Source organism: Bacillus cereus group sp. Bce041 (genome assembly GCF_052646455.1).
Map to the genome: position 1 here is coordinate 1 of NZ_JBQXON010000038.1, position 10865 is coordinate 10865.

Here is a 10865-nt window from a genome sequence, read left to right on the forward strand (position 1 = left end):
AAAATAAAGACGTTAAAAATCTAAACCTACGTGAATGGGACTGTCCTTCTTGTTGTACACACCATGATAGGGATATTAACGCAAGTATCAATCTAAAGAATGAAGCGATAAAGCTTCTAACCGCAAGGACTGCGGGGTTAGCCTAATCAATTAGAGTTCGATAGAACTCTTTACTTAGGAATCCCTCACTTCTAAACGAAGTGAAAGTGGGGGTAGTTCAAAGGTCTTCCTATAACAATAGAATGGGAATTTTTCGAGAGTACTCAAAAAATGTTAGGACCTTATGCGGATTTAATTTTAAAAATATTTCAAGATGCACAAAATGAAATGCCAGGTAAGTTCTATATTGTTGTAAAATAATTAAAAGGATCTTAGGTAAAAATAAAAACCGTGGAAATATTTAATTTCTACGGTTTTTATTGTATCAATTAGGTTTTCTTTCATAGTGGCCCCCTCATACCTCGAATCGTTTCCGTACGCCTACAATGTAAAACCAGAATCAATAACAAAAAAGCCATGCAAATGCATGACTTTGATTAATCAATATGTATCTCTGTTAAATCAAGACATTACAATTCTACGGGCACCGTATATACCTTCCCTAAGTTTCGTTAATAACATCGAATACAAACAAAAAGGTATATAGCTATAATTGATGAGAGGTCTGCTGAATAAACAGACCTTTTCATTTGAATTCCGCAAAAAATTTTGTGTCTATAATTCCAAAAGCGACTTTACAGGGGAATGGATTTTTTCCTTCTGAAGCAGCATGCATACAAGAAATCACCCAATATTCAAGTTCTAACGGTAAGCGGTATATTTGAAGGCTACCATCATTGTTTTTTGCTGTTACGATCGGTGCATTTACCCTGGTTGTAGCAAAACCATCCGTTGTTATCATTGCTACTGCATCATTAGCTTGAAAACCAGCGTTTAACACCTCATAAATGATCCCATCTTTCTTATTAATAATCATAGGTATATTTAGAATGGGATATCTATTAATATTATTATGAATAATTGCTCCTGCGGCGTTCTTTCTTAACTGATTTCCTTGCATTTTTACACTCCTTTTTAATAATCCAAACGTGATTACATTAATTCATTCTATTTTACATCTATTATATTAGAAAATTGTAGTTTTATCTTATTATAAAAAGCATCCGTACATATAACAGCTCTATTTGAAGGATCGATATCAACAACGGTCATATAACTAGTGAGTAAATAACCATCCTCATAATATGTAATCATTATTTCCTCTTCAGATACTAAGGAACATAATAGCATGTTTTCAATTCGTTCTTTTTCCTCAGTTGTTAAGATCGGACGGGTTACTTTGTTTTGTTCCTTAATCATTTCACGTATCCCATCAAATTGAGATGTTAATGCAGCGAACGGAGTCCACTTTATCATTTTTCTTCCTTTTGGCATATTAGCGTTATTCATGATTTGTGTCCTCCAATTAGTGTATTTCTGTATCTAGCTGTGGCGCTATGCGTGTAGGAAATTCCCCGCAATATACTGTTCTTCCCAAACTTTGTGCGTATTTCATCCATTACTTTTGTTAATTTTACTTCTTGTTCCCGCTGCGTTATGTTATCAAAAAGAGAAATTTGTTCTTCTCCTTCTTGAAGGAGGTTTGTTAAGGATATGTTTATGCTGCGAATGGGTTCTCCAGTATATTGCTGATGTAAAAAGTATGTACAGATCTTATAAATATCCATTGTTAGGTTAGTTGGACGACTTAAAGTATGTGTTTTTCTAATACCACCGTTATAACTCTTGCTATAACCAACTGAAAATTGAACGGTTTGAGCAAGTTTATTTTGTCTTCTAAGCCGATAACAAACTTCTTCAATATGTTCCAGTAGAATAATCGGAAATTCCTCTATTGTGTAATCGCGCATGAGTATTTGGCTTTTCCCAACAGAAGTTGTGGCAGGAACATATTTTTCTGAAATGCGACTAAAGTCAATTCCGTAGCTATGTAAGTGTAATTCTTCGCCAATCTTACCGAAGCTCTGTTTTAAGTATTTAAGAGGGTAATTGGCTAAATCTCCTATAGAATGTATTCCTTTTCGATTCAACTTTTCTTCCGTTTTGTACGAAATACCCCAAAATGTATTGAGCGGTCGTATGCTCCACAATTTTGTTGGGACATCTTCATATTTCCAATAAGCAATGCCGTTTTGATTCTTCTTTGCTTCAATATCTAAAGCTACTTTGCTCATTAAAGGGTTAGGGCCAATTCCTATTGTGCATTCGATCCGTGTTTTCACATATATTTCACGTTTAAATTTCAACGCAAACTCATAGGGATCATTAGCAAATAAATGAATACTATCCGTAATATCCATGAAGAACTCGTCGATGGAATATTGGTGAAAATCCTCAATAGGAACGTACTGTAAAGCTAGCTTTGTTATGTAATTCGAGCAATTTATGTAAGTACCCATAATTGGATTTACAACAAGAATGTCTTTTCTGCGAGGAATCTCGTATAATCTGGCCATCCTTTTTACACCTAATGCTTTTAATGGTGAAGTGGCAGCTAGAACAATTGAACCGTTTCTATTTACATCACCGACTACTGCCAATTTTGTATACATAGGATCTAACCCCATTTTGATGCAACTTACTGAAGCGTAAAAGCTTCGTAAATCCACACATAAGATGATTCTATTCGGTAAGATAGAATAGTCATACACTGTTATTCCTCCTTAAATAAAAAGAACGTTTGTTCTTATTATATACGAACTTGTGTTCTTTTATAAAGGGTTTTTTGTTTGAAAATATTTTTTTGCATAAAGAAAAGACACTCGTATACGAGTGTCTTTCAGATATTCTGTAAATCATGTAATTCAAAATAGCCTAAATCTCTAATATACAAGTCTTTTGGTCGAATGGTTTGTAGGCTTGTTGAACCAAAGGTTTTATCATTTTCTCTTCCTTCTCCTACATAAACGTGCAGGAAATTCCCACTCAATAAGTCATACTCTAATTGAATTTTAACTCCTGCCGTATGGATACTTCCCCCCGCGCCTTGATAATGTAAAGAAAACTTATCTGGAAACTGAAATGTTGTAGACTCTAGAATCCGAATGTGCTTAAAGGTCGTGGTGTATTGATGAATTATTTCTTGTGTTGAATGAATTCTTTGAGTTAGAAGGTTAGCTAGAACTTGTTCAAGAAACTTGTACTGCGGAAGCATTAAATCGTTGGTTAAGCCCTTCATGGCTGATAAGAACAACTGTAGATACTTCAAGACAGCTACATAATTGTGTGAGTGATGTACTTACAACCTGTAGGTTAAGCCTTACATATAAAGCAACTAATTCCTTTACTTGATATTTACTCTTTCGATGAACAAATCCCATTTCTTTAGCTAAGTGCTCTAGAACATAGGAACACATATGTCGTTGTAATTCTTCAGCAATTAGTTGAAGTTCTTCAAGAATCGGAAAATCCATAATAAAACTCCATCTTTTCCTATAATTCTACAGAAAGATTAGTATATTTTTTCATTTTAGGAAGGGACCTTGTTTTGTTAGGTTGATATGGATAGGACGGGACCTCCTTCTAGTTTTGGATACTCATTTGCTTTATCTATTGTAAATAATTTTGAGTCTGATGGATCTCTTATTCTTGGCGTAAAATTAAATCCTAATAAATGAGTAAATCCGAAAATCTATTTTGTGTAACCGACTGTGTCTATATACAGCAATATGACTTTACTTGGTGTAATAGGTATGATAGGCTCGTTATTCAGAAAAGATTCCAATTGAAAAAAAGCACATCCATAGAGGAGGATTGGTAACCATGAGTGATAAAGTACTTATTGTGGAAGATGAATGCGAAATTGCGGATTTGGTTGAGCTATATTTGAAAAACGAGAATTATACGGTTTTCAAATACTATACCGCCAAAGAAGCATTGGAATGTATAGATAAGAATGTGCTTGACCTTGCAATATTGGATATCATGCTTCCCGACGTAAGTGGTCTCACTATCTGTCAAAAAATAAGGGACAAGCACACCTATCCAATTATCATGTTGACGGCGAAAGATACGGAAGTAGATAAAATTACAGGCCTAACAATTGGTGCGGACGATTATATTACAAAACCCTTTCGCCCACTAGAGTTAATTGCGCGAGTCAAGGCGCAGTTACGCCGATATAAAAAATACAATGGAGTAACGGCACAGAACGAGAATGTTATCGTTCACTCTGGTCTTGTCATTAATATAAGCACGCATGAGTGTTCTCTGAACGAGAAGCCGTTATCTCTCACTCCCACCGAGTTTTCAATCCTGCGTATCCTCTGTGAAAACAAGGGGAATGTGGTTAGCTCTGAGCAGCTGTTTCATGAGATATGGGGTGACGAATATTTCAGCAAGAGCAATAACACTATCACCGTGCATATCCGACATCTGCGAGAAAAGATGAATGACACGGTTGATAATCCGAAGTATATAAAAACGGTATGGGGGATCGGCTATAAAATTGAAAAATAAAAATAAGAATAAAAAAATCGATTATTCAAAATTAAAACGAAAACTCTACCAATATATCCTTACGATTGTCATGGCAGCAGTTGTATTTGTGCTGTTTGTGCGTCTATTTATCCAAGGGACACTGGGGGAGTGGATCGTACGTTTTTTGGAAAACAGTTATCATTTAGAGCGTTGGGACGCAATGATAATATATCAGTATACTATACGGAACAATATAGAAATTTTTATTTATGTGGCGGTTGCCATTAGTATTCTGATTCTATGCCGAGTTATGCTTTTAAAATTTGTAAAATACTTTGAAGAGATAAATAACGGTATTGATATACTTATTCAGAACGAAGATAAACAAATTGAGCTTTCTGCGGAAATGGAGTTCATGGAACAGAAGCTCAACACATTAAAGCGAACCCTTGAAAAGCGAGAGCATGATGCAAAGGTGGCCGAACAAAGGAAAAATGAAGTTGTTATGTACTTGGCACACGATATTAAAACGCCTCTTACATCAGTTATCGGTTATCTGATCCTGCTTGACGAGGCACCAGACATGCCAAGAGAGCAAAAGGCAAAGTACGTGCATATCACGTTAGACAAAGCGTATCGCCTGGAACAGCTAATCGACGAGTTTTTTGAGATTACGCGATATAACCTTCAAACGATTACGCTCACGAAAAAGCACATAGACCTATACTATATGCTAGTGCAAATGACTGATGAATTTTATCCCCAGCTTGCTGCGAAGGGGAAACAGGTGGTACTCCATGCTTCTGAAGATTTGACCGTATTTGGTGACCCTGATAAGCTAGCGAGGGTCTTTAACAATATTTTGAAAAACGCCGCTGCATACAGCGAAGACGACAGCGTTATTGACATTACGGCGGGTCTCTCCGAGGATGTGGTATCCATCGTTTTCGAGAACGTCGGAAACATCCCGAAAGATAAACTCGCTACCATATTTGAAAAGTTCTACAGATTGGATGATGCCCGTTCTTCTGATACGGGCGGCGCGGGACTTGGATTGGCGATTGCAAAAGAAATCATTGTTCAGCATGGCGGACAAATTTACGCGGAAAGTAATGATAACTCTACGACGTTCACGGTAGAGCTTCCAGCCTTCCAAGGCTTGGTTGATAAAGGGAATTCTTAGAAAATAATCATTGTTTCTTAAGAAAATCTTAAGGTCATCTCTACTTTTTCTTAGGAAATTAACAATTTAATATTAAAAAATGGCTCGTTCTTATGCGGTAGACTTAAACCATAAGAACGAGCTTTTTTGTTTCGTCAAAGAAAGATATGATAATTTATGCGTGATTAAAATAGCTCACATGTTTAGAGAAAGAGTGACATAAATATTTTTTTCCTTTTAGCGAATTGTGTCAAATGAGCAATCGGCTGTTTTGGATGTTCCTCAACACACCACTGAACAGAGTATACACATCTAGATATAGCATCGCTTTGCAGAAAGTAATCGTTAAGAGTTTCATATCCGAAATCTTCAGCGTTTGAATCAGCGTGACATTATCATCAAGTCATTTACCTAAGGAGGAAGCTGAAAATGAAGAAGTGGTGTTTTTTTATTGTTATTTTTCTTAGGTTTTGCTTTCATGAATAAAGCACTGTTTTTTCAGAATAAAGTAGAGGTTCAAAAATATGATCAAAATTACAAAGATAACATAGATAATACAGGGACTACCTCAATTATTCAAAAGAAAGAGATTGAAAGAACACATCTATCAAGGGAATCTGCTCTTAATTAACAGTAAATATCCTATTCGCCAAGAGAGTGTGAAATCAGATATCGTAAATTTATCTAAACATAATGAATTGATAATTGGATGCGGGTTGCTTAATACGAATATTTATCTATCAAAATAAATAGTAAAAAATTTTCAGAGATGATTAATAATGCTGTAAAGGAAGGTGTTAATCAATTTTTTATTAATAGTGGTTATCGTGACTTTGATGAGCAAAGTGGAGTTTACCATGAGATGGGGGCTGATTATGCCTTACCAGCAGGTTATAGTGAACATAATTCAGGTTTATCACTTGATATAGGATCAGGCTTAACGCAAATGGACCGAGCACTTGAAGGGAAGTGGATAGAAAAAAATGCTTGGAAATACAGCTTTATCTCACGCTATCCTTCGGATAAAACGGATGTTACAGGTATTCAATATGAACCTTGGCATATTCGCTATGCCGGTTTGCCTCACAGTACGATTATGCAAAAAATGAATTTAGCCTTGGAAGAATACCTGGATTATTTAAAAGAAGAAGAGAGCATTTCAGCAAGTATTGAGGGGGAAAATATACGATGTCATATTATCCCTTTTTTCAAAGCAAAACAATTGACGTTGAAAAACCATTGAACGAATTTTGTGAAATACCTGTAAAAGATATGGGTGGGGTGATTATGACCACCCGTTCTTGAATTATATTCTAAAATGACAAAGTTATAGATTACAATGTAAAGTTAGGAGATTTTAAATGCATTCAGGAGTTTTGATTAATTATTTATATACTTATTTTTTTACTATTATTTTTTGTATAATGTTTCAAATTGGATTTTATTTTAAAACGAAAAAAAATATATCTATTCAGCATTTTCTATGGGTGTATGTTTTTCTATTCTACCTTTCACTAGTGTATAAGGTGACGCAGATAGGGACTATATGGGACATAGGTAGATACGAAACATTAATTCGTGCAAATCAAATTAACTTGATTCCATTTGCTTCTGAAGGTATGACTACTTATGTCTTAAACATTTTACTGTTTATGCCATTAGGTTTTTTATTGCCGACTATTTGGCCGCAGTTTAGAAGAATGAAAAGTACTGCCTATGCTGGATTCGGTTTTTCATTGGCTATTGAGTTAGGTCAATTGCTAGATAATAGAATTACAGATATTGATGATTTATCTATGAACACCCTGGGAGCAATTATTGGGTATTTATTATATAGAGTATTATTCAAAATGTTATATAGAAGAGATGAAAAAAAGTTTGATAATAATATTTCTCTAGTAATAAAATACGAGGCTATTTTTTATTTGGTTTGCTCATTTGTAGGTATGATGTTAATTTATTATCCAGTTTTATTTAGACGGCCTCTAATCCTTCAATAAGGTGATTAAGGTGCTGTCAGATAATTATATACATATAGTAAATTGAATCTTAAATAATAGGATATTACAAATACCCATTTATATTAAATTCTCATAGAAATCTTTCAAAACTACTCTTATTGAAGGTTGAGTGGTTATTAAATTGATTTCTATTGCTCCCGTTTTATATCATAGTACCAGCTTTTAATTAACAATTATATCCATTGCGAAAAAATAAGATAGGCTTTAATATTTACCAGTATTTAAATGCTGAAAATTGTTTAAGGCATTTCAACCAAAATTTAAGAGGAGCATACAATGAACAAACTAAAAAGGTTATTGAAACGTAAAACGATTTGGATAATCCTTATCCTATTCGTATTTGTTTATGTAAATAACAGTTCTTTTTTTGCTAAGAGGGACGATGAAACTCCTCTTCTTCTTGCTCACCGAGGACTTTCGCAAACATTTAGCATGGAAGAGATTGAGAGCGATACATGTACAGCAGAACATATAAATAAACCTGAACATTCTTATTTAGAAAATACAATTCCATCTATGGAAGCTGCATTTCAAACTGGAGCTGATCTAGTAGAGTTTGATGTTCAACCAACTAAAGATAACAATTTTGTTATTTTTCATGACTGGACGCTTGATTGCCGTACTAATGGTAAAGGCGTTACAAGAGATTTTACAACAAAAGAATTACAAGCACTTGATATTGGTTACGGTTATACAGCTGATGGAGGTAAAACATTCCCGTTTCGTGGTAAAGGGATTAATCTTATGCCAACACTTGATGAAGTACTTAACCATTTTCCAGATCGTTCTTTTCTTATTCATATTAAAAGTGATGATAAAAATGAAGGAATCCAATTGGCTGCTCACCTTAAGAAATTACCAGCGAAACGCCTTGATCAACTAACTATATATGGTGGCGATAAACCAATTGCTGCGATAAAAGAGCGCATCCCTAGTTTACGAACAATGTCAAAAGCGACCATGAAAAAAGATCTTATTACTTATATGGTATTAGGGTGGACTGGCTACATACCTTCAAGCCTGAAGCATGGAGAGTTACATATACCAGACAAAGTAGCTCCTTGGCTTTGGGGATGGCCAAATCGTTTTCTTAATCGAATGGATAAAGCAGATACTCGAGTTATCGTTGTAGGAGGAAATGGGTTTGGATTTTCAAGTGGATTTGACTCATCTGAAGATATAAAACGCCTTCCTGACGATTATACAGGTGGAATTTGGACAAATCAAATTGATAAAATAGCACCTTTATTTAAGAAATAAGGGGAAATATAACAATCGAAGTTTTTCATCTGTTTAACCATCTATACTTTAAAAGAAAACTTATTATTAATGTTGAAGTTTTATATACTGAAAAATGCCCTTAATTTCCTATACATAATGGAAATCAGGGGTGTTTTTGGATAAGTGGGACTTATTTTATTTATATTCAAACAGAAGTACAACAACTATCAAAGAATAAACCGCTAGTTGTATAAACTGAGCTGATGCAGATAAGTAAATTTTTCGTTTGGGGGTACCATCACATGCCCATCAAGCTAACCAAGTAATTTAATAGGTACGAAATGATTCTTGTTTCAAAACTAGTAAGTGATAGAAAAGTAGGCATGCTAAAGAAGCCTATTAAAACGCGATTTTTTCGCTAGGCAGCTTGTCTATGCTTCACCGCCGTTTTATACACAATCCCTAGAATATCAAAGACGGTCATCTTCTTATACCTATGACATTTACGACCGTTTTTTTTTGAGCAGCTGATAAAGGCGATGTAGAATTTTTAAAAGTTCTTCTGTGCCAACGGCTATCGCTTGAAACAGTAATGGAAAGTAATCTTTAATCATATAAATCGCTTTGTATTCACTCAGCTCCTGCTTTTTCTTTTCAAGCAGAAGCTGACGTATTTGAAACATCGTAGAAGAACAGAGGAGAATGCTGATGAGTTGTCCATATAAATGGCACTCTAGGCGTTCTCTTTTTATATTTTGACATTTATCAATTTCAAAGAATGACTTCCACGTTTTAAACAAAATTTCAATCTGCCAACGAAGTGAATATAATGAATGCACGTAGTTCGTCGGTACGTCTTCTAGCGACGTGTTCGTGATATACACATTCATGCCCATTAAACGTTTACTTTTATCCTTCATGACAATGCCTTTCTTCTTTTCACGTATCGCTTGGTTTTTCAGACGTGTTTTCGTTTGATCATCGGTTAAACGATGGATAATAACACGTGCTGGAAGTTTCTGATTTTGGCCAATGTATGCCTCAGGGATTTCTATCGTTTCACCAGGGATTAGATCAGACATCATTTGTGTCATATCAAGCTGGATGTATTCTGTCTGCTTTTTTACCTTACCATTGTTGAAGTATTCGGGTTCAGGGTTCTTAGTATAAATGCGTGTATTCAGCTTCAACCGAGAGATATAGTAAGCCTCTTTATCATGAATGGTTTGTAAGTCTCCTAAATCGAAGTAACCAAGATCACGTGAACACAAATTGCCTGCTTCTACGGTTTCAAGGCAGATGGTACCATATGTTTTATCATTATTCTTTCCTGGCCCAAGCTGCACGTTAAGAAATTGACCACTAAGTAAATCGTATTCTAATTGGATTTTCACGCCTGCCTTATTACTACTCCCACCTGAACCTTGATAGTCAGTAGCGAATTGATCAGGTAGTTGAAACACTGTTGCATCTAGAATACGGATACGATTAAAAGTAGAGATTATATGTGCAGAAAGTGAGTGATTTGAACAGAGTTTTTGTGTGAGAAGGGAAGTAAACACTTCTCGAAGAAATGCGACAGCTGCTGGATTAAAGCGTTGATTCAGTCCTTCTGGGCTCATGAATGTAGCTGTATTTGTATAAAGCTGACTACATAATCGAGTAAGAGAATCGCTTGCTACGTGTTGACTAATCCAAATACATAAAGCGGCCAAATCACGTGCGCCATATTTACTTTTACGTTTTACGAAACCCGTCTCCTGTGCGAGCTGTTGAAGGATGCTTGGGGATAGATATCGCTGTAATTCTTCAGCGAATAAATGAAACTCATCTTGAATCGATAGAGTCATACAAAACGCCATCCTTTCTGTATGGAGTGAACCCTGAGAATGAGACGATAAAAAACACCTCTCTAAATCGTAAGTATCAGTTATGATTTTAATGGAGGTGTTTTTCGTATGGGGAAAAAGGTGCATTATCCC

The 10865-nt window shown here is 35.2% G+C and carries 9 protein-coding genes and 4 pseudogenes; 7 read left to right on the forward strand and 6 right to left on the reverse strand.

Annotation, left to right across the window (positions count from 1 at the left end):
• Together ACUN13_RS31880 and ACUN13_RS31885 are read left to right on the forward strand one after the other, a co-directional pair.
• A partial coding sequence (locus ACUN13_RS31880; RefSeq protein WP_440018627.1) for a zinc ribbon domain-containing protein occupies positions 1-146 on the forward strand: 146 nt, incomplete at its 5' end.
• Positions 147-225: 79 nt separating this feature from the next.
• A pseudogene (locus tag ACUN13_RS31885) lies at positions 226-360 on the forward strand (barstar family protein); the annotation flags it as partial.
• A 325-nt stretch (positions 361-685) separates the two neighbouring features.
• Here ACUN13_RS31885 and ACUN13_RS31890 read toward each other — a convergent pair.
• The 5 genes and pseudogenes from ACUN13_RS31890 to ACUN13_RS31910 all read right to left on the reverse strand — a co-directional run bounded on the left by ACUN13_RS31890 (position 686) and on the right by ACUN13_RS31910 (position 3691).
• A complete protein-coding gene (locus ACUN13_RS31890) occupies positions 686-1060 on the reverse strand; it encodes a hypothetical protein (protein WP_001161905.1) in 375 nt (124 codons plus the stop codon).
• 47 nt (positions 1061-1107) lie between these two features.
• Entirely contained in the window at positions 1108-1449 is a 342-nt protein-coding gene (locus ACUN13_RS31895) for a YolD-like family protein (RefSeq protein WP_438906437.1), read from the reverse strand.
• Complete coding sequence (locus ACUN13_RS31900; protein ID WP_438906436.1) at positions 1446-2711, reverse strand: Y-family DNA polymerase; 1266 nt, start codon at positions 2709-2711, stop codon at positions 1446-1448. Before ACUN13_RS31900 ends, ACUN13_RS31895 begins: the two co-directional genes overlap by 4 nt.
• A 131-nt stretch (positions 2712-2842) precedes the next feature.
• A pseudogene (locus ACUN13_RS31905) lies at positions 2843-3473 on the reverse strand (IS4 family transposase); the annotation flags it as partial.
• 77 nt (positions 3474-3550) lie between these two features.
• Positions 3551-3691, reverse strand: coding sequence for a Tn3 family transposase (locus tag ACUN13_RS31910; RefSeq protein WP_130067921.1), 141 nt, complete (start codon positions 3689-3691; stop codon positions 3551-3553).
• A gap of 131 nt (positions 3692-3822) precedes the next feature.
• Here ACUN13_RS31910 and vanR-A point away from each other — a divergent pair, with 131 nt between their 5' ends.
• The 5 genes and pseudogenes from vanR-A (at position 3823) to ACUN13_RS31935 (ending at position 8922) form a co-directional block, all read left to right on the forward strand.
• A complete protein-coding gene (gene vanR-A / locus ACUN13_RS31915) occupies positions 3823-4518 on the forward strand; it encodes a vancomycin resistance response regulator transcription factor VanR-A (protein WP_168455144.1) in 696 nt (231 codons plus the stop codon).
• Positions 4508-5662 (forward strand): vancomycin resistance histidine kinase VanS, encoded by a 1155-nt coding sequence (gene vanS, locus ACUN13_RS31920; protein WP_061661695.1) that lies wholly within the window; start codon positions 4508-4510, stop codon positions 5660-5662. Before vanR-A ends, vanS begins: the two co-directional genes overlap by 11 nt.
• 408 nt (positions 5663-6070) lie before the next feature.
• A pseudogene (gene vanY, locus ACUN13_RS31925) lies at positions 6071-6946 on the forward strand (VanY-A/VanY-F/VanY-M family D-Ala-D-Ala carboxypeptidase).
• Between the two features lie 56 nt (positions 6947-7002).
• The gene (locus ACUN13_RS31930) at positions 7003-7641 is read left to right on the forward strand and encodes a VanZ family protein (RefSeq protein ID WP_000555587.1); all 639 of its coding nucleotides are present in this window, start codon (positions 7003-7005) and stop codon (positions 7639-7641) included.
• 297 nt (positions 7642-7938) lie between these two features.
• Positions 7939-8922, forward strand: coding sequence for a glycerophosphodiester phosphodiesterase family protein (locus ACUN13_RS31935; protein WP_445424198.1), 984 nt, complete (start codon positions 7939-7941; stop codon positions 8920-8922).
• Positions 8923-9301: 379 nt separating this feature from the next.
• Here the strand turns inward: ACUN13_RS31935 and ACUN13_RS31940 are convergent.
• A pseudogene (locus tag ACUN13_RS31940) lies at positions 9302-10733 on the reverse strand (IS4 family transposase).
• Between the last annotated feature and the right edge of the window lie 132 nt (positions 10734-10865).

Bases quoted from the DNA above. Each gene is read 5' to 3' on its own strand.
- ACUN13_RS31930 (WP_000555587.1), top strand. From the start codon at position 7,003: ATGCATTCAGGAGTTTTGATTAATTATTTATATACTTATTTTTTTACT.
- vanR-A (WP_168455144.1), top strand. From the start codon at position 3,823: ATGAGTGATAAAGTACTTATTGTGGAAGATGAATGCGAAATTGCGGAT.
- ACUN13_RS31890 (WP_001161905.1), bottom strand. From the start codon at position 1,060: ATGCAAGGAAATCAGTTAAGAAAGAACGCCGCAGGAGCAATTATTCAT.
- ACUN13_RS31895 (WP_438906437.1), bottom strand. From the start codon at position 1,449: ATGAATAACGCTAATATGCCAAAAGGAAGAAAAATGATAAAGTGGACT.
- ACUN13_RS31935 (WP_445424198.1), top strand. From the start codon at position 7,939: ATGAACAAACTAAAAAGGTTATTGAAACGTAAAACGATTTGGATAATC.